This window comes from Arthrobacter sp. SE2, from assembly GCF_058244265.1.
This window is the reverse complement of record NZ_JBZAYA010000019.1, coordinates 1-24,549: the sequence shown is the minus strand read 5'-3', so window position 1 is coordinate 24,549 and position 24,549 is coordinate 1. Positions and strand designations below refer to the sequence as shown.

25 protein-coding genes, 1 pseudogene and 1 riboswitch are annotated in these 24,549 nt (G+C 64.1%); of the genes and pseudogenes, 13 read left to right on the top strand and 13 right to left on the bottom strand.

Going from position 1 to position 24,549, the window contains the following annotated elements:
* The first annotated feature begins 1 nt into the window (after window position 1).
* Genes AC4CS3_RS19995 through AC4CS3_RS19985 form a run of 3 tightly spaced genes read left to right on the top strand, consistent with a single transcriptional unit; the run spans window position 2 to window position 3,290 of the window.
* Complete coding sequence (locus AC4CS3_RS19995) at window positions 2–802, top strand: ABC transporter ATP-binding protein (RefSeq protein ID WP_490784897.1); 801 nt, start codon at window positions 2–4, stop codon at window positions 800–802.
* Window positions 799–1,560, top strand: a complete 762-nt coding sequence (locus AC4CS3_RS19990) for an ABC transporter permease (RefSeq protein WP_490784896.1) — start codon at window positions 799–801, stop codon at window positions 1,558–1,560. Before AC4CS3_RS19995 ends, AC4CS3_RS19990 begins: the two co-directional genes overlap by 4 nt.
* A 32-nt stretch (window positions 1,561–1,592) precedes the next feature.
* Entirely contained in the window at window positions 1,593–3,290 is a 1,698-nt protein-coding gene (locus AC4CS3_RS19985; RefSeq protein WP_490784895.1) for a sialidase family protein, read from the top strand.
* A 17-nt stretch (window positions 3,291–3,307) separates the two neighbouring features.
* Here the strand turns inward: AC4CS3_RS19985 and poxB are convergent, their stop codons facing one another.
* From poxB to AC4CS3_RS19945, 8 genes and pseudogenes are all read right to left on the bottom strand, one after another.
* The gene (gene poxB, locus AC4CS3_RS19980) at window positions 3,308–5,044 is read right to left on the bottom strand and encodes a ubiquinone-dependent pyruvate dehydrogenase (RefSeq protein WP_490784894.1); all 1,737 of its coding nucleotides are present in this window, start codon (window positions 5,042–5,044) and stop codon (window positions 3,308–3,310) included.
* A gap of 88 nt (window positions 5,045–5,132) precedes the next feature.
* Complete coding sequence (locus AC4CS3_RS19975; RefSeq protein WP_236813133.1) at window positions 5,133–5,534, bottom strand: YccF domain-containing protein; 402 nt, start codon at window positions 5,532–5,534, stop codon at window positions 5,133–5,135.
* Between the two features lie 64 nt (window positions 5,535–5,598).
* Window positions 5,599–6,675, bottom strand: coding sequence for an ATP-dependent DNA ligase (locus AC4CS3_RS19970; protein ID WP_490784893.1), 1,077 nt, complete (start codon window positions 6,673–6,675; stop codon window positions 5,599–5,601).
* A 64-nt stretch (window positions 6,676–6,739) separates the two neighbouring features.
* Window positions 6,740–7,225, bottom strand: a complete 486-nt coding sequence (locus AC4CS3_RS19965; RefSeq protein WP_490784892.1) for a hypothetical protein — start codon at window positions 7,223–7,225, stop codon at window positions 6,740–6,742.
* Between the two features lie 129 nt (window positions 7,226–7,354).
* Window positions 7,355–7,504, bottom strand: coding sequence for an SRPBCC domain-containing protein (locus AC4CS3_RS19960; protein ID WP_490784941.1), 150 nt, complete (start codon window positions 7,502–7,504; stop codon window positions 7,355–7,357).
* A 95-nt stretch (window positions 7,505–7,599) separates the two neighbouring features.
* Window positions 7,600–7,707: pseudogene (locus AC4CS3_RS19955) on the bottom strand (SRPBCC family protein); the annotation flags it as partial.
* Window positions 7,708–7,730: 23 nt separating this feature from the next.
* Window positions 7,731–8,081, bottom strand: coding sequence for an ArsR/SmtB family transcription factor (locus AC4CS3_RS19950; RefSeq protein WP_345448411.1), 351 nt, complete (start codon window positions 8,079–8,081; stop codon window positions 7,731–7,733).
* Window positions 8,082–8,337: 256 nt separating this feature from the next.
* Window positions 8,338–8,934 carry a phosphoribosylanthranilate isomerase gene (locus tag AC4CS3_RS19945; RefSeq protein WP_490784891.1) on the bottom strand — a complete coding sequence of 199 codons (597 nt, stop codon included), beginning with the start codon at window positions 8,932–8,934 and terminating at the stop codon, window positions 8,338–8,340.
* 133 nt (window positions 8,935–9,067) lie between these two features.
* Between AC4CS3_RS19945 and AC4CS3_RS19940 the strand changes: the two genes are divergently transcribed.
* The 5 genes from AC4CS3_RS19940 to AC4CS3_RS19920 all read left to right on the top strand — a co-directional run bounded on the left by AC4CS3_RS19940 (window position 9,068) and on the right by AC4CS3_RS19920 (window position 12,453).
* Window positions 9,068–9,718, top strand: a complete 651-nt coding sequence (locus AC4CS3_RS19940) for a HutD/Ves family protein (RefSeq protein WP_490784890.1) — start codon at window positions 9,068–9,070, stop codon at window positions 9,716–9,718.
* 201 nt (window positions 9,719–9,919) lie between these two features.
* Window positions 9,920–9,984, top strand: a riboswitch (guanidine-III (ykkC-III) riboswitch).
* 10 nt (window positions 9,985–9,994) lie between these two features.
* Window positions 9,995–10,309, top strand: coding sequence for a DMT family transporter (locus AC4CS3_RS19935; protein WP_490784889.1), 315 nt, complete (start codon window positions 9,995–9,997; stop codon window positions 10,307–10,309).
* A gap of 2 nt (window positions 10,310–10,311) precedes the next feature.
* Window positions 10,312–10,677 (top strand): DMT family transporter, encoded by a 366-nt coding sequence (locus tag AC4CS3_RS19930; protein ID WP_490784888.1) that lies wholly within the window; start codon window positions 10,312–10,314, stop codon window positions 10,675–10,677.
* A gap of 69 nt (window positions 10,678–10,746) precedes the next feature.
* Entirely contained in the window at window positions 10,747–11,766 is a 1,020-nt protein-coding gene (locus tag AC4CS3_RS19925; RefSeq protein ID WP_490784887.1) for an aldo/keto reductase, read from the top strand.
* 36 nt (window positions 11,767–11,802) lie between these two features.
* The gene (locus AC4CS3_RS19920) at window positions 11,803–12,453 is read left to right on the top strand and encodes an MBL fold metallo-hydrolase (RefSeq protein WP_490784886.1); all 651 of its coding nucleotides are present in this window, start codon (window positions 11,803–11,805) and stop codon (window positions 12,451–12,453) included.
* A 112-nt stretch (window positions 12,454–12,565) separates the two neighbouring features.
* Here the strand turns inward: AC4CS3_RS19920 and AC4CS3_RS19915 are convergent, their stop codons facing one another.
* Window positions 12,566–14,290: a DEAD/DEAH box helicase gene (locus tag AC4CS3_RS19915; RefSeq protein WP_490784885.1), complete on the bottom strand. Its 1,725-nt coding sequence runs from the start codon at window positions 14,288–14,290 to the stop codon at window positions 12,566–12,568.
* Window positions 14,291–14,702: 412 nt separating this feature from the next.
* On the opposite strand from AC4CS3_RS19915, the gene AC4CS3_RS19910 reads away from it, so the two are divergent.
* Window positions 14,703–15,413, top strand: coding sequence for an SAM-dependent methyltransferase (locus AC4CS3_RS19910; protein ID WP_490784884.1), 711 nt, complete (start codon window positions 14,703–14,705; stop codon window positions 15,411–15,413).
* A 34-nt stretch (window positions 15,414–15,447) separates the two neighbouring features.
* Here AC4CS3_RS19910 and AC4CS3_RS19905 read toward each other — a convergent pair whose 3' ends face one another.
* From AC4CS3_RS19905 to AC4CS3_RS19895, 3 genes are all read right to left on the bottom strand, one after another.
* Complete coding sequence (locus AC4CS3_RS19905; RefSeq protein ID WP_490784883.1) at window positions 15,448–16,107, bottom strand: hypothetical protein; 660 nt, start codon at window positions 16,105–16,107, stop codon at window positions 15,448–15,450.
* Between the two features lie 13 nt (window positions 16,108–16,120).
* Window positions 16,121–16,567, bottom strand: coding sequence for a MarR family winged helix-turn-helix transcriptional regulator (locus AC4CS3_RS19900; RefSeq protein WP_490784882.1), 447 nt, complete (start codon window positions 16,565–16,567; stop codon window positions 16,121–16,123).
* 76 nt (window positions 16,568–16,643) lie between these two features.
* Complete coding sequence (locus tag AC4CS3_RS19895; protein ID WP_490784881.1) at window positions 16,644–18,128, bottom strand: MFS transporter; 1,485 nt, start codon at window positions 18,126–18,128, stop codon at window positions 16,644–16,646.
* Window positions 18,129–18,280: 152 nt separating this feature from the next.
* On the opposite strand from AC4CS3_RS19895, the gene AC4CS3_RS19890 reads away from it, so the two are divergent.
* Together AC4CS3_RS19890 and AC4CS3_RS19885 are read left to right on the top strand one after the other, a co-directional pair.
* On the top strand, window positions 18,281–19,549 hold the full coding sequence (locus tag AC4CS3_RS19890) for an alkaline phosphatase family protein (RefSeq protein ID WP_490784880.1): 1,269 nt from the start codon (window positions 18,281–18,283) through the stop codon (window positions 19,547–19,549).
* Complete coding sequence (locus tag AC4CS3_RS19885; protein ID WP_490784879.1) at window positions 19,546–20,697, top strand: alkaline phosphatase family protein; 1,152 nt, start codon at window positions 19,546–19,548, stop codon at window positions 20,695–20,697. Before AC4CS3_RS19890 ends, AC4CS3_RS19885 begins: the two co-directional genes overlap by 4 nt.
* Here the strand turns inward: AC4CS3_RS19885 and AC4CS3_RS19880 are convergent.
* The gene (locus tag AC4CS3_RS19880) at window positions 20,694–21,740 is read right to left on the bottom strand and encodes an Lrp/AsnC family transcriptional regulator (RefSeq protein WP_490784878.1); all 1,047 of its coding nucleotides are present in this window, start codon (window positions 21,738–21,740) and stop codon (window positions 20,694–20,696) included. The genes AC4CS3_RS19885 and AC4CS3_RS19880 overlap by 4 nt on opposite strands.
* Before the next feature lie 143 nt (window positions 21,741–21,883).
* Here AC4CS3_RS19880 and AC4CS3_RS19875 point away from each other — a divergent pair, with 143 nt between their 5' ends.
* Window positions 21,884–23,104, top strand: coding sequence for a M20 metallopeptidase family protein (locus tag AC4CS3_RS19875; RefSeq protein WP_490784877.1), 1,221 nt, complete (start codon window positions 21,884–21,886; stop codon window positions 23,102–23,104).
* A gap of 26 nt (window positions 23,105–23,130) precedes the next feature.
* Window positions 23,131–24,423 carry an MFS transporter gene (locus AC4CS3_RS19870; protein WP_490784876.1) on the top strand — a complete coding sequence of 431 codons (1,293 nt, stop codon included), beginning with the start codon at window positions 23,131–23,133 and terminating at the stop codon, window positions 24,421–24,423.
* Window positions 24,424–24,549: the final 126 nt, after the last annotated feature.

The window sequence follows — 24,549 nt, the reverse complement described above, 5'->3', positions numbered from 1 at the left end:
CATGACCAGTGCATCCACCACCCGCGAACCCGCGATCCGCGTGCAGGGCATGGAAAAGTCCTACAAGGAATTGCACGTACTGCGCGGTGTGGACTTCGATGTGGCGCCGGGCACCATCTTCGCCCTTCTCGGCTCCAACGGCGCAGGAAAGACCACGATGGTGAAAATCCTGTCCACACTGCTGAGTCCGGACGCCGGCACGGCCATCGTCAATGGATTCGACGTCGTGAGCCAAGCACTGCGGGTTCGGGAATCCATCAGCCTCACCGGACAATTCGCAGCAGTCGATGAAATCCTCTCCGGTCGGGAAAACCTGGTGCTTGTTGCCAAGTTGCGGCACCTGAAGGACCCCGGCCAAGCGGCGGATGATCTTCTGGCGCGCTTCAACCTCTCCGAGGCAGCATCCCGAAAAGTGTCCGCGTATTCAGGAGGCATGCGCCGTCGCCTTGACATCGCCATGAGCCTGATCGGGCAGCCCGAGGTGATCTTCCTCGATGAGCCGACCACCGGGCTCGACCCCGAAGCACGCATCGAGGTGTGGCAGGTAATCCAGGAGCTCGCGAATCAGGGCACCACCGTTCTGCTCACCACACAGTATCTCGACGAGGCCGAACAACTCGCGGACCGGATCGCCATCCTTCATCAAGGGCGCATCATCGCGAACGGGACTCTCGCCGAGCTCAAGCAACTACTCCCACCGGCGAAGGTCGAATACGTCGAAAAGCAGCCCACCCTGGAGGATATCTTCCTCGCACTTGTGGGGAACGAGGGCAAGGTCGCGTCAAGTAAGGACCAGTCATGAGCACACACTTCTTCGGAGACACGGCCGTCCTGCTGGGCCGCTCCATGCGTCACATCTTCCGCAGCGCGGACACCATCATCACCACCGCGATCACGCCGATCGCCCTCATGCTGCTGTTCGTCTACGTGTTCGGCGGCGCCATCAAGACAGACACCGGGAACTACGTCAACTACCTGCTGCCGGGGATCATGCTGATCGCGATTGCATCGGGAATCGCGTACACCGCCGTTCGCTTGTTCACCGACATGAAGAGCGGCATTTTCGAGCGGTTCCACTCCATGCCGGTCGCACGATCGTCCGTGCTGTGGGCGCATGTGCTGACTTCCCTGGTTGCCAACGGGCTTTCCCTCGTGATCATCGTGCTGGTGGCCCTCCTGATGGGATTCCGAACATCGGCAAGCCTGCTGGCATGGTTCGCGATCGTTGGAATCCTGGCGCTGTTCACCCTCGCACTCACGTGGCTCGCAATCATCGCGGGCCTGACAGCGAAGTCTGTAGACGGCGCTGGCGGGTTCTCCTACCCGCTCATCTTCCTGCCGTTCATCAGTTCGGCTTTCGTCCCCACCGCCACCATGCCGGGTCCCGTGCGCGCCTTCGCAGAGAACCAGCCGGTCACGTCGATCGTCAACACGATCCAGGATCTGTTTGAACAACGGCCGATCGGAAGCGACATTTGGGTCGCCCTCGCATGGTGCATCGGCATCCTCGTTCTTGCGTACTTCTTCGCCGCGGCCGCCTATCGGCGCAGGATCAGCTAAGGGCCAAAGGCGCCATCTCGTATCATAGACGTGTGACCTCCTACCTCCAGCGCAATGGTGCCGCACTGCCCCAAGCCCGTCCCGTCGTCGAGCACGTCCTGGCGGTGCGCGGCACGGGAGGCTACCGGCAGTACCGCATCCCCGCGCTGGCCGTTTCCACGGCGGGAACAGTGCTCGCCGCCTATGACGGCCGGCCGAACCTGGACGACCTGCCCAATCCGATAGATCTCCTGCTCCGGCGCAGCACGGACAATGGCCGCAGCTGGGAGGAACAGAGGGTGGTTCGCAGCGGCTCGGGACTCAATGGCTACGGCGATCCGAGCCTTCTGGTGGACGCCGTGACCGGGCGGATTTTCATGTTCCACGCCTCAGGGACGCATGCCGGTTTCTTCGAGGCGGTAGCCGGGCTGGAACCGGATGACGACGTGCAGCACTGCGACGTCAGCTTTTCCGACGACGACGGCGTCACCTGGCGGCATCGGCGGCTCACCGATCAGCTCAAGCCGGGCAGTGTTGTGGGCGCTCGCGACTGCGGCATCACGGGGATCTTCGCCGCTGCCGGGCAGGGAATCCAGATGCACGCCGGTCCGTTCGCCGGACGCCTAGTGCAGCAATTCGTCGTGCTCGTGGACGGCGAGATCATGGCGGCTTCCGCGTACAGCGACGACCATGGCGAGAAGTGGACGCTTGGTTCGCTCATCGGAAAGGGACCAGACGGGGTCGGGCCCAACGAGAACAAGGTTGCGTGCCTCGACGACGGCCGCCTCCTCCTGCACTCGCGCGCCACTCCCCGGCGCCAGGCAGCAATCTCCAATGACGGCGGCGAGACGTGGAGCCAGCTGGAACCAGTGGAAGACCTCCCCGACCCGAGCGACAACGGCTCCCTCGTCCGCTTCGACGGCCTGCCGAGTGTGGCATCCCTGGGCACCCCGGCCACCAATAGCTGGCTGCTCACGAGCAACAACCAGGACACCTCCCTTCGGCGCAACACGGTCCTCAGCCTGTCCACGGACAACGGTGCCAGCTGGCCCGCCAAGTTGGTCCTGTGCGAGGGCAGCTCGGCCTACTCGACGGCGGCGCGGCTCCCCGATGGCAACATCGGCGTGTTGTACGAACGGCAGGGATACCGCGAGATCGTCTTCGTTTCCGTCCCGGCGGAGCAGTTGACGGAGCAGCTTTTGGGTTCGACCGGATCGGGTGCGCCTGAAACCCAGCCCGACGGCCTCGAGTTTCACATGGAACTGCGCTCCATCACTCCCGGCCGACCCGCCGCCTGGCAGAACGCCGGCGAATTCCATGTCATCTCCCCGGACAACGACGGTGAATGGGACGTGCAGACCTGGAAGGAAGTGGGCCAAGGCTACTCCGCTGAGCAGGCGCAGGTCCTCGGCACCCGGGAGGCTCAGGACCTCAACTACGGGCCCGTCATTCCTGGCTACAAAGCCGGGGACATCCTCGCCTTTACCGGACGCGCCCGCAACCCGGGCACCCGGCCGGCCACCGGCGTCGTACTCCTGGGACCGCACGCCAATCCGGAGGACTTCCCGCCCGCGGATCTGGCACCGGGAGGGGAAGCCCTGTACTTCACGCCGGTGTACACCGTCACCGAGGAGGATCTGGCGCGGAACTCGCTTGAGCTGACTTTTGCGGTGGCGTACGACGGCGGCGCGCGGGTCGCGGAGCGCAGCTTCAGTTTCGATCTGCGCACGGGAGCCGTGGCGGCTGGTTAGTCCCGCGCGAGGGTGGGCTAGAAAATTTGGCGGATGTTGGTCTTCGCGAGGTCGATGAGCTGGTCGCCTCGGCCGGAGAGGACCGTCCGGATCGCGTAGAGCGTGAAGCCCTTGACCTGTTCGGCGCTGATTGCCGGCGGAATGGACAGTTCCTGCCGTGCCGTGCGGACGTCGATGAGGGCCGGACCGTCGTTGGCGAAGGCTTCAGCCAGTCCCGCTTTCAGCCCGGAGGAGTTGTCCACCCGGATACCGCGGATGCCCAGCGATTCTGCTAGTTTGGCGAAGTCCGGATTCTCGAGCTCCGTGCCGAAATTGACGAATCCCGCGGCCTTCATTTCGAGCTCCACGAAGTTCAGCGAGGAGTTGTTGAAGACGACCACTTTGACGGGCAGCTTGTTCTGCACCAAGGTGATCAGCTCGCCGAGCAGCATGGTCAGGCCGCCGTCGCCGGCCAAGGCCACCACTTGGCGCCCCGGGTACGCGGCCGCCGCACCGATTCCGTGCGACAATGCATTGGCCATGGTTCCGTGGTTGAACGAGCCGAGCAGCCGGCGTCGGCCGTTCATGCCCAGGTACCGGGCCGCCCACACGGTGGGGGACCCGACGTCGCACGTGAAAACCGCATCCGGGGCCGCCAACTCATCCACGAGCCTGCCCACGAACTGCGGATGGATGGGCTGCCCGTCCTTGGCCGGGGAGGCCAGGTCATCGAGTTTGGCGCGCGACTTGGCGTAGTGCTTGAGCGAAGTACTCAAGTGTGTTCGCTTCGCCTTGCGCTCGATCAGGGGCAGGAGCGAGGTCGCAGTGTCCTTGACCGTGCCCACAAGGCCAAGATCGATCCGGGCCCGCCGGCCGAGTTGCTCGCCCCTGACATCCACCTGGATGATCTTGGCGTTGTCCGGGTAGAACTGCTGGTACGGAAAATCGGTGCCCAGCATGAGCAGGGTCTCGCAGCTCTCCATCGCCCGAAAGCCTGAACTGAACCCCAAAAGGCCCGTCATGCCGACGTCGAACGGGTTGTCGTATTCGATGTGCTCCTTGCCGCGCATCGCGTGGACGATCGGCGCGCCCAGTGCGTCCGCCAGGGCCATGACCTCGGGGTGCGCGCCGGCGGTGCCCGCGCCGGCCAGGATAGTGACTTTGCCGGCCGCATTGAGAATGTCCGCTGCCTCGGCGAGCTCCTGCGGGTTGGGCCGGATCTCCGGACGTGCGGCCCGGATCACCGCTGTCCGGTTGCTTTGAGCCTCCGCGAGGGCGACATCTCCGGGAATCACGACGACAGCGACACCGCGCTTCTCGATCGCCGTCCGCATGGCGATTTCCAAGACCCTTGGCATCTGCGAAGGATGGGCAACGTGCTCGACGTACACGCTGCACTCCCGGAACAACTCCTGGGGGTGGGTCTCCTGGAAGTACTGGCTCCCGATCTCTTCGCTGGGAATGTGGGCGGCGATGGCCAGCACGGGAACCCTGGACTTGTTGGCATCGTAGAGCCCGTTGATCAGGTGCAGGTTGCCGGGGCCGCAGGATCCGGCGCACACCGCCAATTCATCCGTGAGGCCCGCCTCGGCTGCGGCTGCCAACGCCGCTGCTTCCTCGTGGCGGACATGCACCCAGCGGATGCTCTCTTCCTCCCTCAGCGCGTCCGTGAATCCGTTCAGCGAATCCCCGGGGATTCCGTAGACGCGCTGGACGTTGTTGGCTTTGAGGGTGGCGACGATGTTCTTGGCAACAGTGTTCCTGGCGGCGGACATGGACTGTTCCTTTCGAGGGGAGGCAGTGCAGACACCGCCTACGCTACTCCGGAACAGTCCATGGCGCCTGACGCCAGGCGCGGGACGGTTAGTGGTAGGTGCTGACGAACGGTCGGTTGCTGGGTACGATCTGCTTGCCCAGCGGCATGAGCGATACCGGAATGAGCTTCAGGTTGGCGATGGCCAGCGGGATCCCGACGATGGTGATGGCCATGGCGAAGGCGGTGACCACGTGGCCGATCGCGATCCAAATGCCCGCAACCAGCAACCAGATGACATTGCCGATGAGGGGGAAGACTCCCCCGCCTCCGGGCTTGTCCACCACCATGCGACCAAACGGCCACAGAGTGTACGAGGCAATCCGGAACGACGCGATGCCCCACGGGATGGTGACGATCAACAAGCAGCAGACAATTCCGGCCATGAAGTAACCCAAGGCCAGGACGAAGCCGCCGAAGACGAGCCAGATGATGTTGAGCAGCGTTTTCATGTTTCCCATTGTCTCCTGCTGGACGCGGACTGAGCCTAGGGGTTGGCCCTGAAATCCCCCTGATTTATCGTTTCCCGGCGTCCAGGACCGCTGACAAATCGAACTTCACGGGTTCCTCAAGCTGCTCATAGGTGCACGACTCCGGATCCCTGTCCGGCCGCCACCGCACGAACTGCGTGGTGTGCCTGAACCGCTCCCCTTCCATATGGTCGTAAGCCACTTCCACAACGAGTTGAGGCCGCAGGGGCGTGAACGACAGGTCCTTCCCCGCGCTCCAGCGGCTGCCTTCGGCGTTGCGGGGTGTCCGGCTGCCTTCCTCCTGCTCGGCCCATGCCCAGGGATGCCCATCGAACCCAGTCACGAGGGGTTGGAGTTCGTCGAAGAGCTCCTTGCGTCTGTGCATCGAGAAGGATCCCACCACGCCCACGTTGGATAGCCGGCCGCCGTCGTCATAAAGCCCCAACAATAGTGAACCAATAAGGTCGTCACCGGTCTTATGAACCCGGTAGCCGGCCACAACGCAGTCGGCGGTCCTCTGGTGTTTCACCTTGAACATCACGCGCTTGTCCGGTTGGTAGGTACCATCCAGCGGCTTGGCGAGCAGGCCGTCCAGGCCTGCGCCCTCGAACTGGTTGAACCATTGCTCTGCCGTTCCCTTGTCCCGGGTTGCCGCGGTGAGGTGGATGGGAGCGGCGGCGCCTGCAAGTGCTTGTTCAAGCGCTGCCCGCCGTTCGGCGAAGGGTCGTCCCGTGAGGTCCTCATCGCCAAGGGCGAGCAGGTCGAAGGCCACGAATTTCGCCGGCGTCTCCTCGGACAACAGCTTGACCCTGCTGGCTGCCGGATGGATGCGTTGCTGGAGGGCTTCAAAGTCCAAGCGGTCACCGGACCTGCCCACCAGGATGATCTCGCCGTCGAGGACGCAGCGTTCCGGCAGGTTTGCCTTCAACGCCTCGATGAGCTCCGGGAAGTACCGGTTCATGGGCTTCTCGTTGCGGCTACCGATTTCGACGTCGTCACCGTCACGAAAAACGACGGAGCGGAAACCATCCCATTTAGGCTCGTAGCTCATGGCGCCGTCCGGGATGGCGCCAACCGCCTTGGCAAGCATGGGTGCGACAGGGGGCATGACTGGCAGCTGCATGAAGCCATTCTTGCCGCGGCAGCGGGACCGCGCTACCTGTTCATTCGCTTAAGTGGATAAAGGACTACTTGCAGTTGGCGCTCAGCCAAGTGGTAACGGGAGCCATCGCCTTTTCGAACTTGCCGCTTGAGTAGACGGTCTGGTCTTTCAAGCCGGCGATTGCAGTGTCCTTGAGGTTGGTGAAATCAGCCTTGAGCGCGTCCGGGACGCGATCGGCCGTGGCGGCAAGCTCGGTCTTGTATTGCTCCAGCTCGGCGGTCTTTCCCTGCGCCGCAGACATTGGCAGCAACGAAGCGCCCGTAGCTTCCTTTGAGATGGTCGAGCACATTTCGGCTGCCGAAGCGAAGCCACCGTATGGCCCCGATGAAGGAGTTGGGCTTGCGCTTACGGTTGCGGAGTCGCCCGCAGAAGAGGACGACGGCGTGCCCGCCGCAGCGGAGCCCCCTCCCTGCGTGGAGCAACCGGACAGCGCCAACGCAGCGAAGAGCGCGACTGTCAGGTATCGGAAAGGGCCGTTAAGAGGTTTGGAAAGGATTTTCAAAGGTCGCATTCTGCTTGATCGTCTGTCTCCGGAACCGTTCGGCCTCCAGAGCAATGGCATTCTGTCCCCGCCGTGGAGTCTAGCCCGGATGGGCCCTGGCCTTCCAAGTTGACTTCCGGCCCCTTTTAGACCGCTTCCCTATTCCCGCACCAGCAAGGTGTCCAATTTGGTGAACGAGGTGCCCCATCCCTCGCGGGTCATGTCCACCCATTCGTAGGAGTCGAAGGGACCCTGTGTGAGATGAAGCCGCGTACGGCCGTCCTCCAGTACCTCGAACTCAAGGCGCATTTCCAGCAAAAGTGTGATCCCGGCGTCGGGCTCTGCTTTCTGGGTGGCGACGAGAGCTGCCAGACTCCGCCCACCCGGGGGTCGACGACTATCCGGTCGCGCGGCGAATCCACGCCCACCGGCCCGAACCATGCCGCGAGCTGGTCGTGATCCACGAAGGCTTGGAAGACGAGCTCGCGTGGGGCATCGAAATCGCGGGTCATGGTGAGGATGTGCTGTTCCGTGTTCATTGCTTGACTCCTGGATCCTTCGAATCGTGCTGAATCTTGCGTAGGTGGGCGTCGAGGCGGATAAAACTGGCATCCCAGAAGCGCCTGTATTTGTCCATCCATTCGGTGGCTTCGCGCAGTGGTTCCGCTTCCAATTTTGAAGAGCGCCATTGCGCATTCCGGCTCCGGCTGATGAGCCCTGCGTTTTCCAGGACCTTGAGATGCCGGGAGACGGCGGGCAGGCTGATGTCGAACGGTTCGGCAAGCTCGTTCACTGTGGCCTCACCCTCCGAAAGCCGGGCCAGAATGGCCCTTCGGGTGGGGTCGGCCAGTGCCGAGAAGATGAGACTGAGCCGGTCTGTGGACATCGCCAACGCCTTCGTATTTAACGCATCGGCTAATTAGCCGATGCGTTAAATATGCGACGCCGGACGGCGTCTGTCAAGGGTCTCTTCAGCGACGCTCGCTCACTTTTGAGGGCAAAACCGCGAACCCTCGCTCACATCATCCGAGCGTGCGTTTGGGGGAAGGGCGTTATAGGTGAGCGAGCGTTCCGCCAAAAGGCGATAAAGGTGAGCGAGCGTTTGGCGAAAGGACGTTAAAGGTGAGCGAGCGTCCCGGGCGTCAGGCTTTTGCGGCGTGGACGAAGGCGCGCACGAGGTCGAGGTCCTTCACCCCACGCGAGGACTCCACGCCGCTGGACACGTCGACACCCCAGGTCTCGGCTTCGAGCGCAGCGGCTCCGACGTTGGACGGGGTCAAACCGCCAGCCAACAACCAGTGTCGCGCACCCAGGCCCAGTTTCCGGACCGAGGAATAGTCCCACGCCTCACCCGAACCCGGGACGGCGGCGTCGATCAGGAGAAGCTCCTCGCCCCACGCCTCGAACTCGTCCGGAGCGGCACCCATGGTGACGGCCCGGATGAGCTGCATGCCGGCGTCGTGCACGGTCTTAACGTCTTCCGGCGAGCGGCTTCCGTGCAGCTGGACCCATTCGAGACCGGCCTCGCGGGCGGTTGCGACGGCGTCGGCGGCCGTCTGGTGGCGAAACACTCCGACGGCGGCGACACCTTCCGGTACATGGGTCAACAAGTCTCGGGCACGGTCGGGCGATACCTCACGCGGACTCTTCGTCAGGACGAAACCCACGGCGTCTGCGCCGGACTCGACGGCGGCCTGCACGGATTCAGGCGTGCTCAAGCCACACACTTTGACGAACATTCCGCGCCTCCAACCGTTTCCCTCCCTACGACGTTAGCAAGGGCCTGCGGGATTGTTGAACCGTGCCAAGATTGCACCGATGTTACGCGAGCGTTCAGCAGGCCGACGGCGGGCTCGGGCTAGGCTGGAGAGCATGGAGATCATCCGCTTTGCCGAGCTCAAGCCCGAACCATGGCGCAACGGAGGCGGGGTGACCCGCGAACTCGCCAGCCACCCGAAAGCGGCGTCGGCGCAAGATGGAGCGTGGGACTGGCGGGTCAGCATCGCCGACGTTGGGTCGGCCGGCGAATTCTCGACGTTCCCTGGCATGGAGCGAGTCATTACGGTGATCGACGGCGAATTGCTGCTGCTCACGGTGGACGGCGAAGAGCACCCTCTGGAAAAGTACCGGCCTTTCCGGTTTTCGGGCGAGGCGGCCTCTGCCAGCGCACTCCCGACCGGCGACATCCGGGACCTCAACGTGATCGCCCGGGCCGGCGAATTCAAGGGCTACACGTCCATCATCGAGCTCTCCAAGAAGCGCGCACACCCCGTGTTCGAAGGCCAGTTGGCAGTCCTTTTGGAGGGCAAGGCTTCTGTTAGTCCGGGCGCGGAGCCCACGGAAACGGCACCCGCGGACGGCTCGGGCAGCTCGGATGGGGAGGCTGCCGCGCCGACCGCCGAGCCCATCGAACTCGCCCGCTACGACGCGGTAGTGGGTTCCGACACCCGCAGCCCGGAAATCCTGGGCCGTGGATTCCTCGCCGTCATCTCGATCGACCGCGTGGAGCATGCGCACTCCTAGGTCCTAGCACTGGACATAACAGCAATATGCCCACTCGCTGAGCCCACCAATGGACATGTCCCTCGTGGTGTCCGCAATATGCCCACTCGCTCACCCGAAGACTGGACATGTCCCTCGGTAGACCTAGCGACCGCGCATGTCCCTTGGTGAGGCTCGCCACCAAGGCTGGCCACCCGGCGTCGGGATTTGCTAGCCTCGAAGGTAAGGCCAGCACAGGGGGCCTCCGGACGACGGCTCAGTACCCGGCACGCGACAAGACTGGCCAAAGGATCTGTCATGTCGTGGTTAATCCTCATTCTGTCCGGCGCGCTTGAGGCCGTCTGGGCCGCAGCCCTCCACCGTTCCAACGGCTTCCGCAAACCGGCCCCCTCCGCCGTCTTCCTCGTCAGCGTCACCGCGAGCACCGCGGGGCTGGCCTTCGCGATGCAATCCATTCCCACCGGGACCGCGTATGCGGTGTGGGTGGGAGTCGGCGTCGTCCTCACGGCGGCTTACGCGATGATCACCAAAGTCGAGCGCCCGACGGCGGCCCGGCTGCTCCTGCTCGCCGGGATCGGCGTCTGCGTGGTCGGTTTAAAGGTGGTGGCGTAGCCTTGAACGCTAAGTTTGCATGGGCCGTTCTGCTGGCCTCCGCCGTGCTCGAAGCTGTGTGGGCGACGGCCCTTGGACTTTCCGACGGCTTCAGCCAAGCCCTCCCCACCGTGGTCTTTGCCGTCACTGCGACCCTCAGCATGATCGGCCTCGGAGTCGCCGTGAAGCGGATTCCCCTGGGCACGGCCTACGCCGTCTGGGTCGGGATCGGCGCTGCGCTGACGGTCGGCTGGGCGATGGCCACCGGCGTCGAACCAGCCAGTCCACTCAAATTGCTGTTCATTGCGGGAATCGTGGGTTGCGCGGCCGGGTTGAAGGCCCTTCCGACGGAGAAGCGTGAAGAAATAACCGAGCCTGCCCAGCGATAAACGCGGAATACTCGCCCGTCCCTCGGAGTTGCCAGCAATGAAACGAACACTCGGCGAAGGAGAAGCACCATGAGCCCGGAAACCACGAATGTACAACTCGGTGATGGCCTGACCGTGAGCCCCCTCGGCTTCGGCGGGATGGCATTGACGCCCGTTTACGGCGAGGTGGATCCCGCAGAATCCCTCAAGACGCTGCATCACGCCGTGGATGCCGGCATCAGCTTCATTGACACCGCGGATATTTACGGCGCAGGCGAGAACGAGGAACTGATCGCGAAGCTGCTGAAGGATCGCCGCGACGAGGTCCAGTTGGCCACCAAGTTCGGAATCGTCGGCAACCCGCGCGAGGGCTACACCGATGTCCGGGGAGATACCGCGTACGTGGCCCAGGCGGCGGAAGCAAGCCTCCGCCGCCTGGGCACCGACGTTATCGACCTCTACTACATGCACCGCCGCGACCTCCGCGTTCCGATTGTGGAAACCGTGGAGGCCATGGCAGAGCTTGTCCGGGCAGGCAAAGTCCGGCACCTTGGGCTGTCTGAAGTGACAGCCGAGGAGCTGAGAGAAGCAAACGCCGTGCACCCGATCGCCGCCGTGCAGAGCGAGTGGTCCATCTGGAGCCGGGACGTTGAACGCAACGTCGTCCCGACTTCGGCAGAGCTGGGAGTGGGCTTTGTACCGTATTCTCCGCTTGGCCGGGGTTTCCTCACCGGAACCGTCAGCGCCGATCAACTCGGCGAGAACGATTTCCGGCGCCGCATTCCCCGTTTTGCGGACGGCGCACTCGACGCCAACCAAGCGGTTGTTGCCGCGGTCCGTGCCGTCGCCGCCGAGCTGTCCGAAAGCACCGGCCGGGATGCGACTCCCGCCCAGGTGGCTTTGGCCTGGCTTTTCGCCCAGGGCCGCCGCCTCCAGCTCAGCGTGGTCCCCATCCCCGGTACGCGCAAAGCGCACCGGATCGATGAGAACCTGGGCGCCTTGTCGCTCGAGTTGAGTGCCGCCCAACTGGACGTGCTCGACGACGCCGCGGACGCCGTCGTTGGCTCACGGTCCGCGGATCCCACCTGGGTTTCGCAGGGCCGCGAATAGGCGGTAAGCCGCAGGCGGCTTCCGTAGAGTGGACGAATGGACTCACTCATTCATTCACTGCGTGACATCACCATCCGGCGAATCTCGGTCAGCGAGATGAACAACAACGTGTACCTGCTCACCGCCAAGGCAAGCGGCGCGCAGCTCTTGATCGACGCCGCGGACGACCTTCCGGCCATCCAACAGATGATCGAAGACGCGGCCGCTGACACCACCGCCACGCCGAAACTGGCCCTGATCGCCACGACGCACCAGCACTGGGACCACGTCCGTGCGCTTCCCGGGTTGGTGGAAGCTACGGGCGCGAAGACCTCGGCCGGAGTAGACGACGCCGACGCGCTGCCCGTTCCGGTGGACGTGCAGCTGCGCCATGGCGATGTGGGAAACTTCGACGGTTTCGACATCATCGCGGTGCACTTGCGCGGCCACACTCCGGGTTCGATCGCCTACGTGTACCTGGACCCGGAAGGGCCCGCGCACATTTTCAGCGGCGACTCGTTGTTCCCCGGCGGTGTTGGCAACACGCAGAACGATGCCGCCCGCTTCACTTCGCTGTTGAACGACGTGAGCGAACGGCTGTTCGAGGCCTACCCGGACGACACCATGGTGCATCCGGGCCACGGAGACCCGACCACACTCGGTGCAGAGCGTCCATACCTTGCGGAATGGCGCGAGCGCGGTTGGTAATCCCTGGGGACATGCTCATTCTTCGTGCCTAGGAGTGGACATATCAGGAATATGTCCACTCCTTGTGGCCCACGGTGAGCATGTCCAGCGGAGAACCTAGACCACAAGTGGCCTAGCGGCTGCGGCGTTCGTTCGACGCCGGAGCCGAGGCACGGCGCGGGCCGCCGCGGGCCGGACGGCCGGAAGCCGAGTTGCCTGAGCCGGAGCCGTAGGAGCCACCGGAGTTGCCACCCGTATTCGAGGACCATACGGACTTGTTGCCGCTGGTACGCGTGGAAGTAGCGGATTCCGTGCGCGGAGCCGACGCCGAGCGGTTGCCGGCGGCAGCACGCTGACCGGTTGCCGGACGACCGCTGCGACCACCCTGGCCCTGTGCACCAGGAACGTCGTTGCGATGACCGGAAGCAGCGTTGCCGCGTCCACGTGAGCTGCGGGCGACGTCGTCATTCGCTGCTGCGCGGCGATCGGCGCGGTTGATGTCGGTGCGCACGGGCTCGGAGGCGACCTTGCCACGGCCACCGCGACCACCACGGCCACCCGCAGTGGGTGCAGCCTGGGTGGAACGGCGGTTGCGCTTGCGCTGGGCGTTGGCACCGGTGGAGGTACCGCCGCCCGCCTGCTGGGTCTTCGCTGCGAGCAGTGCCGCACGGGTGCGGGGATCAACCTTGTCGGCAACCTGGCCCACGAGCTCGGCAATCAACGGGGAGTTGGCCGTGACGCGCTCGAACGAGACGTCGACGCCGGCAGCCTTCATGAGCTTCTTGACGTCGGACTGCTGCTCGGGGAGCGTCAGCGTGACCACGGTGCCGTCTGAACCTGCACGGGCCGTACGGCCGGAGCGGTGCAGGTAAGCCTTGTGCTCCGTGGGCGGGTCGACGTGGATGACGAGTTCGACGTCGTCGACGTGCACGCCGCGGGCTGCGACGTCGGTGGCCACCAGGACCCGGACCTCGCCGCTGGCAAACTCGGCGAGGTTACGGTCACGGGCATTCTGCGACAGGTTGCCGTGGAGATCGACAGCGGGGATGCCGCAATCGGTCAGGGTCTTGGCCAGCTTGCGTGCGTGGTGCTTGGTCCGCATGAAGAGGAGTCGGCGGCCGGCACCGGAGGCCAGCTCCACGATCAGCTGCTTCTTGACGGTCTGGTCGTTGACCACCAGGACGTGGTGTTCCATGGTGGTGACGGCGGCCTGGGGGTCGTCCACCGAGTGGGTCAGCGGGTTGGACAGGTAACGGTTGACCAATTTGTCAACACCGTTGTCCAACGTCGCGGAGAAGAGCAGGCGCTGACCCTGGGTAGGAGTCATGTCCATGAGCTTCTTGACCACCGGGAGGAAGCCGAGGTCGGCCATGTGGTCGGCCTCATCCAGGACGGTGATCTCGACGGCTTCGAGAGTCAGGATGCGCTGGCGGATGAGGTCCTCCAGGCGGCCCGGGCAGGCGATGACAATGTCGACGCCGGCGCGCAGCGCCTTTTCCTGGCGGGCCTGGGAGATGCCGCCATAGATGACCGTGGTGTTCAGGCCCATGGCCTTGGCCAGCGGCTCGATGGTGGCGTTGATCTGGGTGGCCAGCTCGCGGGTCGGTGCGAGGACCAGACCCATCGGGCGGCCGGGCTTGCGGAAGTGCTTGGCTTCGCGCTCGGCGAGACGTGCCACAAGCGGGATAGCGAAAGCGATGGTCTTACCGGAGCCCGTGCGGCCACGGCCCAGGACGTCGCGGCCTGCGAGCGTATCCGGGAGGGTCTTGACCTGGATGGGGAAAGCTTCTTCGATGCCATCTGCAGCGAGGGACTCGGCGATGGCCTTGGGTGTGCCAAGGGCAGCAAAAGTAGTCATGTGTTTCAAGGGTCTTTCTGGCGGTGTCCAACGGACATCGTCCCCCGACGCCGGTTGGGCCAAGGGTTCGCCGAGGAAAAAGTCAGTGATCAACCGGTAGGCAATAAGCCGTGGCCGGGACCAGAGAAAACGCGTTCATCGACGCAGGATGTGCCTCTCACATGAAAAAAGCCCACTTCCCAAGTCTGGAACAAAGCCAAATTCGGGGACTAAGCGGGCATCACTGCACATCAAGTAAACCCATTCTAGCATCTGCGGGCCGCCGGCCTTTCCACAGGGCACCTTCACGCGGGCGGTGTCCCCAACTAACTCGCAGTTGTTGTCGTTTTGACGGCTCATAATGACAACAACTGCGAGTTAGTTTGGTGGGCGGCCGTTGCCTCGCGGGGGCACGTCAGGGCACGCTTGAGCCATGACGCACCAGCACGACGGCGGAGCCCACCTTCACAACGAACCTGACCACGACGCCGGAGCCCACCTTCACAACGAACCCGACCACGACGCCGACCCGGCGCAGTTTTGGGACGAGGTGTACCTGGAAAAGGCGAAGCGGTGGAGCGGCAATCCCAATCCGCAGCTGATCGCAGAAGCCAAGGGCCTGGCTCCCGGCACCGCACTGGATCTCGGCTGCGGGGAGGGCGCGGACGCCATCTGGCTCGCCCAGCACGGCTGGACGGTGACCGCGGTGGATGTTTCCGCCGTCGCGCTTGAACGGGCAGAAGTCCATGCCGCCGACGTCGGACTGCAGGACCGGATCGCTTGGCTGCAGCGGAACTTCGGCCCGTGGCACCCTGGAGAGGGATTCGACCTCGTGTCTTCCCAATTCCTTCATGCTCCGCTTGTTCCGTGGCGCGATTCGCTCGCCTCGGCCGCGGCCGCCGTGGCTCCCGGCGGCGCTTTGCTCGTGGTCGGGCATCACCCGGATGGCTTGACTCCGTGGAGCGGGCACACGGATATGAAGGACAAGTTCTTCACTCCCGAGGACTTGGTCGAGGCGCTCACGCGCGGCCCGGGCTCGTGGAGGATCAATGTTGCCGATTCCCGGGAACGCGCCGTGACGAGTCCTGAGGGCCAACACGCCACCACCATCGACAGCGTGCTCCGGGCTACCCGGGGTCGCTGAGGGTGCCCGCGGCGCAAGCACCCCACTGGAGCCGTCAGTGCGAAATGACAGTGAGCCTGGAGAAGAAGGCCTCGGTACCGATGTCGACGAACAGGCCAAGGCTGCCGCCAAACGGTGCCGCAAGGGTCTCGGTGACTGTAAGCGTTTCCTCGTCGTTGACGTACGCAACCACCTTGGTGCCATCGATGTCGAGTTTCAGGCTCATCCATTCGTCGGGCCCGATGTCCGCGCCGGCTTCGTAGCGTCCGTCCGGGTATTGTTCGCGCAGGTTCTCGAAGTTCCAGCCAGGGTAGGCGAAGTACTGCGCTGCCCGCTGGTCTCGGGGGCTGGACGGGTTCGTCTTGCGCCCGTTGAGGGGACGCAGGTAAACGGCCTCGAAGCTGACGATGGGGTCGGCGATCCGGTAGGCGACGCCGGCAAACGCGCGGGCGTCGGCGGGACCCTTGCCGTTGAGGCGGCTGAGGATGTCCACCTCGATGATGCCGTCCGTGAAGTCCGCCGGGATGGCCACGAAGGTAGGCATGTCGATGTAGTCAACGCCGGGCGTCCCGGTCAACGTCACGGCATCTGTCAGTTCGACACGCAGCGCAGTGCGGCCGGCGATTTCAACCGGGGCGGCCGTGACCGAGTGAAGCGTTGCCCGTTCCGGAAGTTCGGCGAGGCTAAATGAGGCAATAACGGGGGAGGAATTCATCAAGGTCTCCTTGCTAGTTGATAGTCGCAGAAACACGAAGGTGGTCGCGAAGGACGTTAAGGCGGCCGGTCAGCTCGGGCAGTTCGTTCTCGCTGAACCTTCCCGACAACAGGGAACCCAATTGATCCTCGAGGGCCACGCATCCTTGGTCATGCATTTCGTCCCCCTGCTCCGTCAGTGCGACGAGGGAAGAACGGCGGTCGCTGGGATGGGCAACCCTGCGCGCCAGGCCGTCGCGCTCCAGGCGGTCCACGAGCTTGCTCGCAGCCCCGATCGTGATGGCCAAATCGTTGGCCACCTCCTGCACACGGCAGGCACCGGCATGGACGCGGACCACGCGGAGTGCGTCCAGGCGGGCCAGGCTGATCCCGTGCTCTGCCAGCAGCCGGGCGTCAACGGTGTTCCACAGCTCGGTCTCATAGCCAACCAAGGCATCGAGGAAAGTGGTGTAGCGGCACATGGCGCCTCCTTTCATTCCCAGGAACTATATTCCTAGGAATAAACAATATTCAAGCCCTTCGTGAAAAGGGTCGAGGTCAGGCCCGCACGTCGTCCGCTTCGGCGGCGCGGTGCCGCTCGGCGTCGTCCGCACGTTCAGCACCCGAAGGCCGCCGGGCCGCAACCCGCGGCGCAATGATGAGTCCGACGACGGCGATCACCGACGTCAGCGCGAACACCCCCGCGAAGGAGCCCGCCGTCGTCGTCAGCGCGCCGAAGACGAGACCCGTCACGGCGAGCGAGAGAGCTCCGCCAAGGGAATCGGAGATGGACATTGCCGAACTGTTGAAGCCTTGGTCCTCCGGTTTGGATAGGGCCAGGGTCATAACACTCAGCCGCGGGTACATCAGGCCCATCCCGGCGCCCGCGAACAGCCAGCCCGCAATCGCCACCGCGGCGGGCCACGAAAACACCGTGGTCACGAGGACAATTACCACCGAACCGAGCACGAGCGCCGACCCGATCCTGACCGCTGCGGCATTGCCAAGCCGGGAACCCATCCGACCCTGCACGGCGGAGGCCGCCGCCCAGGCAATCGCCGATCCCGTCAACGCAAGTCCGGCGAATGCCGGGGTGAACGAGTACCGCTCCGTGAGGAGGTACGGCACGTAAACCTCGGTACCGAAGAACGCGGCAGAAGCGACTCCGCGCATGAGGATGACGCTCGGCAGTCCGCGGTGCGCGCCGAGCGTGCCGCGCGGAACCAGCGGCCGCACTGCCAGCATTGCGACGACTAGCGCGACGGCGGCAATCACCCAACCCACGCCAGGCACCTGGCCGGAGAGGTTCAGGCCGAGAACCGAAAGGGCTGCGAGCGCTGCCCATCCCATGCGGCCGAAGGCCCAGGGAACGTCGGCGCCTTCGGGCTTTGCCCCGCCAACGGCCGCCTTCGAGGAGCCCGCCTCCCGCGGAGCCGCCTTCCGCGCGTCCGGCGTGGAACTCACGCCCCGCATGGCGGGGAGGATCATTGCCAAGGCCGGAACCACCAGGCCGACGACGCCGAGAAACACCCAGTGCCAGCTGCTCACCTGAGCAACCACGCCGGCGGCGAAGGGACCGATCATCGACGGAACGACCCAGGCCGCCGAGAACGCGGCAAAGACTTGGGCATGTAATCTCGCGGGGTACACCCGGGCGATCACCACATACAGCGCCACGGTCATTGCGCCGCCGCCGAGGCCTTGGACCAGCCTGCCGGCCACGAGAATCGGCATGGAATCCGCAGTACCGGCGATGAGCAGCCCCGCCGCGAACAGCGCCACGGAGGCGTACAGCGGGGCGGAGGGACCACGCCTGTCCGCCCAGTTCCCTGCGGCCACCATCCCGATCACGCCAGTGGCGAGCGGCCCGGCAAACGCCAAAGCATAGAGTCCGGCACCGTCGAGCTCGCGGCTCACCAGCGGCATGATGGTGGTGACGGCCATGGACTCGAAAGCTGCAAGGAAGACCAACGCGCAGGCACCCGCTGTCGCCAGGAGATAGGGGCGTTGCAGTATGCCTGCTGTTACGTCGTGGCTTGTCATCATCCCAGCCTAGAAGGCCAAACGAGTTTGGGGCCACCCACAAAATCCATTCAAGTGATTAACATTCACCTGAAATTAACTCTGGGCAAACACTGAACTAAATAGCCAACTATCGGTTGTTCCCGTAATCATTCCGTGATGCACTGCTTGGCGTGAACTTCACAAGACGCAACTTCCTGTCAGTTGCCGGATCTGCCACGGCCGCGACGCTTGTCAGCGGCGCCTCCGCGGGGACCGCGCCTGCTGCGACGACCGCCCTCCCCCAACCCGGTTCCTCGGGCATCGACCACATCATTGTGGTGATGATGGAAAACCGCTCGTTCGACCACTTCCTTGGGTGGATGCCTGGCGCGGACGGAAAGCTGGCCGGGCTGACGTTCGTTGATCGCTACGGGATCCCCCACACAACGCACCACCTGACGGACTACCAGGGCTGCGGGCATCCCGACCCCGATCATTCCTATGAGGGCGGCCGGATCCAGTTCAACAACGGCAAGAACGATGGTTGGCTGCGGGCAGGCGAGAATGATGAATTCGCCATCGGATACTACGATTCGAGCGACCTCGACTTTTGGCGCCAAGCGGGTCCCGACTGGACCGTCTGCGACCGTTACTTCGCAGCCACCTTGGCCGAAACGTATCCAAACCGCTTCTATCAGCACTCGGCGGCCACCGACAGGCTCCATAACTCGACCGTCACCAGCACCATGCCCACGATTTGGGACCGCCTGGCAGCAGCCGGGGTGCAGGGAAAGTACTACTACGGCGACATTCCCTTCACCGCCCTATGGGGAACCAAGTACCTCGGAATCTCCAGGCCCTACGCTGAGTTCCTCAGCGATTGCAGTTCCGGCAAACTCCCCTCGGTTTCCTTTGTGGATCCCCGCTTCACGGACGAGTCCAGCGGAACCTCCGGCGATGACCACCCGCATGCGGACATCCGCTCCGGTGAGCTTTTCCTGGCGGAGGTCTACAACGCCGTGACCAAGAGCCCCAACTGGGCGAACACGATGCTCGTGGTCAACTACGACGAGTGGGGCGGGTTCTACGACCACGTGCCACCGGAAACAGCAGCGGACAGCAATCCAGACACTGCCCGGCGCGGCTTCCGCGTACCGTCCATGGTCATTTCTCCGCGCGCCCGAAGGCAATACGTGGCTCACAATACCTACGACCACACCTCAATCTTGAAGGCCATCGAGTGGCGCTGGGGGCTTCAACCCCTGACCCCGCGGGACAACGCCGCCCGCAACATCGCCGAGGTGCTCGATTTCCAAGCAGCGCCCAACCTGACCGCTCCGACGTACCTCGTGCCGCCTTATGCCGCCGGACCGGCATGCTCCCCGGTCGGTCCCCCCGCGGAGGAAGAGTGGGCCGGATTGAAACAGAAAGCACTTGCGGACGGATGGATCCTGCCATGACCTTCAAAACCTTCGCCATTTCCAGGATGCGGCTCGGATTAGCTGCCCTGCTGATCGTCCTGCTCGGCGCCTCCTTCATCGCCTTCGGATTGCAGCAGACGGAAGCACAAGCGAGCGAACCCCAGACCATCCAGAGCACCGGATATCTCCCGGGAGCCAAGCACGTGTTCGTGATCAACCTTGAAAACAAGGGGTACGACACCACGTGGGGACCCGGTTCGGCGGCACCGTACCTTTCCACCACGCTGCGCAACCAAGGCGTCCTGTTGAACCAATACTTCGGCACGGCACACAACTCGCAACCGAACTACGTCGCCCAGCTCTCCGGCCAAGGCCCCAATCCGCAGATGCAGGCAGATTGCCAGACATACTCTCCGTTCGTGAAGACCGGCACGGCAGCTCCTGGCCAGGCCGTTGGAGATGGCTGCGTCTTCCCCGCCGATGTGCCTACGGTGGCCGGCCAATTGACGGCAGCCGGGAAGACCTGGAAGGGCTACATGGAGGACATGGGCACGTCGTGCCGCCACCCGGCCCTCGGCGCCCCCGACGACACCCAGAAAGCCAAGGTCGGGGACCAGTACGCCGCCCGCCACAATCCCTTTGTCTATTTCGCGGAGATCACTGGATCACCGGACTGTGCCAAGAACGACGTGGACCTCGGAGCCCTCAAGACCGATCTTGCTTCGGTCTCCACCACGCCCAATCTATCGATGATCACGCCGAACCTCTGCCACGACGGGCACGACTCCCCTTGCGTGGACGGACAGCCCGGCGGCCTGACCAGCGCGGATGCTTGGCTGAAGCAGTACGTTCCGCTGATCACTTCGTCTCCCGCATTCCGCCAAGACGGTGTCCTGGTGATCACCTTCGACGAATCCGACAGCCCCCAATCGGATGCCTCCGCCTGCTGCGGCGAAGGCCCAGGACCCAACTCCCCGCTTCCCGGGATCGTCGGACAGGGCGGCGGCCGGGTCGGCGCTTTGGTCATCTCGCCGTTCACCAAGGGCGGCACCTGGTCCACCACGCCCTATAACCACTACAGCCTGCTGGCCAGCATCGAAGACACCTTCGGCCTTCCGTACCTCGGCTACGCAGGCACCCCTGGTCTGAACCGCTTCGGACTCGACGTCTACAACGCCGGCCTCTAGGCCGGGCTCGCGGCGGCGGTCGGCACAGCGGCGGCGGTCGGTACGACGGCGCCCGTCGCCGTCGAGTCCGGGTTCAGCATCCAGCCGACCCGCTTGGCCGTGCTCAGCATCACGACGCTTTCGACGAGTTCGATCCCGGGAATGCGTTGCTGGATGGCAAGTTCCATCTCCAGTACCTCGGCCAGCGAGCGCAGCCACATGATGATCACAAAGTTGGTGCTGCCCGTGGTGGAGGCCGTGAACCTGACGTTCCTGACGGACCGCAGTTCGGCGGCCGCGGCTTCATGCTGGCCTGCTGCAACATTCGCGAACCATTGGCACGTCATGGGATAGCCGGAGAATTGCTGGGCGATTTCGCAGCGGAAAGACAGCATCCGGCTCGCGAGCACCCGGCCGAGCTGCCGCTGCACCGTGGCAGGGTGTCGTCCCAGGGCGCGTGCGATCTCCGCGGCGGAGGCCCTTCCATCCCGCGCGAGGAAAGGAAAGAGTGCCATATGGCTCTCCGGCAGCGGGGTGACCTGTGCGTAAGGGGCGGACGGATTGAGCGCTTCCGGCCCGGCGAGGGCGCGCAGCGCTTGCTGCTCCGCCCGGCTCAGGACGTTGAGCCGCCAAGCATAGCCGCTCGTGTGGATCCGGGTGCAGAGCGAGGTCCGGTACTTGGTGAGCCCCCGGATTTCCTTGAGCTGGGGCAATAGCCGGCTGCTGAACTCGCCCAGGTCCTGAGTGATCACGGTGAGCATGAGGTCCCGGTTGCTGGCCGCCTCCTCAACCGTGATGATCTCCGGAATTGCTGCGAGTGCGGCCGTGACCTCGGGCCTGAGGTGCATTTCGCAGTCCACATCCAACAGGGCAAGGCAGGCATGCTTGGGGTCGCCCATGAGGTGCGCCGTGGTCCAGGCGGCTCCGGACTCGCGCAGGCGGTCCCATCGGGAGGCCAACGTGGTGGCGTGGACGTCCAGGACCTCGGCGGCGTCGGACCAACTGATCCGCGGCGAGATCTGGAGGGCATTGATCAGCCGAAGGTCCTCTTCACTGAGTTCCATCAGCGATCCTCTCCTGGGTGATGCATGATTCCTGTTAATTCTGGCATATTCCTGAATTTTTTCAGTGCTTTTGAAGATTGTGAGGCTAGTCACTTCACAATGGCTATGGATACCTACCAAACGTTCAGGAAACAGGAGAACAGATGTCGATCGCCTCAGACGCCAAAGAGATGCAGCGAGAAATCGCCCGGTTCCGTCACGAGCTCCACCAGGAACCGGAAATCGGCCTGGATCTCCCGCGCACCCAGGAAAAGGTGCTCAAGGCGCTCGACGGACTCCCGTACGAAATCACCCTTGGCGAGAGCACGACGTCGGTCACTGCCGTCTTGCGCGGCAGCGCGCCTCACGCTTCGGCCCGGAAGCCGGCTGTGTTGCTCCGCGCCGACATGGACGGACTTCCCGTCCAGGAGCGCACCGGCGTCGAGTTCTCCTCGAAGATCGACGGCGCGATGCACGCCTGTGGCCACGACCTCCACACGTCCATGCTCACCGGGGCCGCAACCCTGCTGGCCGAGCGACGCGATCAGCTAGCGGGCGACGTCGTGCTGATGTTCCAGCCTGGCGAAGAAGGCTTCGACGGCGCGGGCCACATGATCCGCGAAGGCGTGTTGGACGCCGCAGGCCGCCGTGTTGACGCCGCCTACGGCATGCATGTCTTCTCCTCCCTGGAACCGTATGGCCAGTTCTGCACCAAGCCTGGAGTGATGATGAGCGCCTCTGACGGGCTTTTCGTCACCATCTTGGGTGCCGGTGGGCACGGTTCGGCGCCCCATTCGGCCAAGGATCCCGTCACGGCAGCGGCAGAAATGGTGACTGCGCTGCAGGTCATGATCACGCGGCAGTTCAACATGTTCGATCCCGTAGTCCTGACCGTGGGCGTGCTGCGGGCCGGCACCAAGCGCAACATCATCCCCGAATCTGCCCGATTCGAAGCCACCATCCGCACTTTCTCGGAAGCCTCCCGCGAGCGGATGATGACCGCCATCCCGCAGCTCCTCAAGGGCATCGCCTCCGCACACGGTCTGGAGGTGGACGTCGACTACCGCGGCGAATACCCCATGACCGTCACTGACGAGGACGAGACCCACACCGCCGAGAACGTCATCTCCGGCATGTTCGGCGATTCGCGGCTCTCCCGCTGGGCCACGCCAATCAGTGGCTCGGAGGATTTCTCCCGGGTCCTGGCCGAAGTTCCGGGAACCTTCGTGGGCCTCAGCGCCGTGCCGCGGGGCGTGGACCACACCACCTCAGCGTTCAACCACTCCCCGTACGCCACGTTCGACGACGGCGTCCTCTCCGATGGTGCGGCGCTCTACGCAGAGCTCGCGGTCTCCCGCATCGCCACCCTCGCCGCCGGCAACTAACCATCAACCCAGCCTTGGAGCAAGATATGACCGCCACCGTTGGCACTTCAGCCACAGTCCAGGTTCACAAGTCCCACCTGCGGACCCTCATCGGCACCGGCATCGGCAACGCCGTCGAATGGTACGACTGGGCCATCTACGCCACATTCTCGCCTTTCATCGCCAGCGCGCTTTTCAGCAGTGCCGACCCCACCTCCGCGGTTCTCTCCACTCTGGCGATCTTCGCCGTCGGATTCGTGGCCCGGCCGTTCGGCGGCTTCGTCTTCGGTTGGATCGGCGACAGGATCGGCCGCAAGACGTCCATGACGTTCGCCGTCGGCCTCGCGGCTGTCGGCAGCCTGCTGATCGGTATCGCTCCGACATTCCAAGCGGTCGGAGCCTTGGCTTCCGTCATGCTCCTGGTCGCCCGCCTCATCCAGGGCCTCGCCCACGGTGGCGAGCTGCCGTCGTCGCAAACGTACCTGTCCGAAATGGCACCCAAGGAAAAGCGCGGCTTCTGGGCAACGCTCATCTACACCTCCGGCACCGCCGGAATCCTGGCCGGAACCCTGCTGGGCGCCATCCTGACCGGTGTGCTGAGCAAGGCCGACATGAACGCCTGGGGCTGGCGCGTCCCGTTCCTGGTGGGCGGCGCCCTGGGCGTCTACGCCTTGGTCATGCGGGCCAAGATGAAGGAGACCGAGGCATTCGAAGCCGAGGTGCCCAAGGAAAAGCGCGAGCCCATGTGGCCGCAGATCGTCAAGTACCGCAAGCAGGCCCTGCAGGTTATCGGGCTGACCGTTGGCCTCACTGTTGTCTACTACATCTGGGGCGTCGTGGCGCCGAGCTACGCGGCCAGCACACTCAAGATGGACCGTGGAGCAGCCCTGTGGGCCGGCGTCATCGGCAACATCGCTTTCATTGCGTCGCTCCCGTTCTGGGGCAAGCTATCCGACCGCATCGGCCGCAAGCCCGTACTGATCGTGAGTTCCGCCGGTGCGGCGTTGCTGCACTTCCCCATGACGTGGCTCCTGAAGGATTCCCCGTGGCAGCTGGCCGTTTCGATGTCTGTGATGTTGTTCTTCATTGCCGGCAGCGCCTCGATTGTCCCTGCCGTGTACGCCGAGCTGTTCCCGACCAAGATCCGCACCGTGGGCGTCGGCGTCCCGTATTCCATCTGCGTTGCGGTCTTCGGCGGGACGGCTCCGTACCTGCAGACCTGGCTCGGCAGCATCGGCCAGGCCAACATGTTCAACGTCTACGCCGTGATCCTGCTGGCCATCGGAATCGCGTTCGCCTTCATGATCCCGGAAACCAAGGGCAAGGACCTGACGCACTAGGACTAGGCTCCCCGCTTGAACCCAACTGACTCGCATTTGTTGTCGTTTTGAGCCCGCATAACGACAACAACTGCGAGCTAGTGGTGTGTTTCAGTTTTGCTTGATGGTTTCGAGGGCAACGCGGCC

What these genes read in the sequence shown, in the direction of transcription:
- AC4CS3_RS19945 (WP_490784891.1), bottom strand. Translation starts at nt 8,934, where the DNA reads ATGTTCGTCAAAGTGTGTGGCTTGAGCACGCCTGAATCCGTGCAGGCC.
- AC4CS3_RS19975 (WP_236813133.1), bottom strand. Translation starts at nt 5,534, where the DNA reads ATGAAAACGCTGCTCAACATCATCTGGCTCGTCTTCGGCGGCTTCGTC.
- AC4CS3_RS19895 (WP_490784881.1), bottom strand. Translation starts at nt 18,128, where the DNA reads ATGACAAGCCACGACGTAACAGCAGGCATACTGCAACGCCCCTATCTC.
- AC4CS3_RS19925 (WP_490784887.1), top strand. Translation starts at nt 10,747, where the DNA reads ATGAGCCCGGAAACCACGAATGTACAACTCGGTGATGGCCTGACCGTG.
- AC4CS3_RS19940 (WP_490784890.1), top strand. Translation starts at nt 9,068, where the DNA reads ATGGAGATCATCCGCTTTGCCGAGCTCAAGCCCGAACCATGGCGCAAC.
- AC4CS3_RS19915 (WP_490784885.1), bottom strand. Translation starts at nt 14,290, where the DNA reads ATGACTACTTTTGCTGCCCTTGGCACACCCAAGGCCATCGCCGAGTCC.
- AC4CS3_RS19935 (WP_490784889.1), top strand. Translation starts at nt 9,995, where the DNA reads ATGTCGTGGTTAATCCTCATTCTGTCCGGCGCGCTTGAGGCCGTCTGG.
- AC4CS3_RS19885 (WP_490784879.1), top strand. Translation starts at nt 19,546, where the DNA reads ATGACCTTCAAAACCTTCGCCATTTCCAGGATGCGGCTCGGATTAGCT.
- AC4CS3_RS19990 (WP_490784896.1), top strand. Translation starts at nt 799, where the DNA reads ATGAGCACACACTTCTTCGGAGACACGGCCGTCCTGCTGGGCCGCTCC.
- AC4CS3_RS19910 (WP_490784884.1), top strand. Translation starts at nt 14,703, where the DNA reads ATGACGCACCAGCACGACGGCGGAGCCCACCTTCACAACGAACCTGAC.
- AC4CS3_RS19870 (WP_490784876.1), top strand. Translation starts at nt 23,131, where the DNA reads ATGACCGCCACCGTTGGCACTTCAGCCACAGTCCAGGTTCACAAGTCC.
- AC4CS3_RS19875 (WP_490784877.1), top strand. Translation starts at nt 21,884, where the DNA reads ATGTCGATCGCCTCAGACGCCAAAGAGATGCAGCGAGAAATCGCCCGG.
- AC4CS3_RS19950 (WP_345448411.1), bottom strand. Translation starts at nt 8,081, where the DNA reads ATGTCCACAGACCGGCTCAGTCTCATCTTCTCGGCACTGGCCGACCCC.
- AC4CS3_RS19880 (WP_490784878.1), bottom strand. Translation starts at nt 21,740, where the DNA reads ATGGAACTCAGTGAAGAGGACCTTCGGCTGATCAATGCCCTCCAGATC.
- AC4CS3_RS19965 (WP_490784892.1), bottom strand. Translation starts at nt 7,225, where the DNA reads ATGCGACCTTTGAAAATCCTTTCCAAACCTCTTAACGGCCCTTTCCGA.
- AC4CS3_RS19920 (WP_490784886.1), top strand. Translation starts at nt 11,803, where the DNA reads ATGGACTCACTCATTCATTCACTGCGTGACATCACCATCCGGCGAATC.
- AC4CS3_RS19970 (WP_490784893.1), bottom strand. Translation starts at nt 6,675, where the DNA reads ATGCAGCTGCCAGTCATGCCCCCTGTCGCACCCATGCTTGCCAAGGCG.
- AC4CS3_RS19960 (WP_490784941.1), bottom strand. Translation starts at nt 7,504, where the DNA reads ATGCGCCTTGAGTTCGAGGTACTGGAGGACGGCCGTACGCGGCTTCAT.
- AC4CS3_RS19905 (WP_490784883.1), bottom strand. Translation starts at nt 16,107, where the DNA reads ATGAATTCCTCCCCCGTTATTGCCTCATTTAGCCTCGCCGAACTTCCG.
- AC4CS3_RS19900 (WP_490784882.1), bottom strand. Translation starts at nt 16,567, where the DNA reads ATGTGCCGCTACACCACTTTCCTCGATGCCTTGGTTGGCTATGAGACC.
- AC4CS3_RS19995 (WP_490784897.1), top strand. Translation starts at nt 2, where the DNA reads ATGACCAGTGCATCCACCACCCGCGAACCCGCGATCCGCGTGCAGGGC.
- poxB (WP_490784894.1), bottom strand. Translation starts at nt 5,044, where the DNA reads ATGTCCGCCGCCAGGAACACTGTTGCCAAGAACATCGTCGCCACCCTC.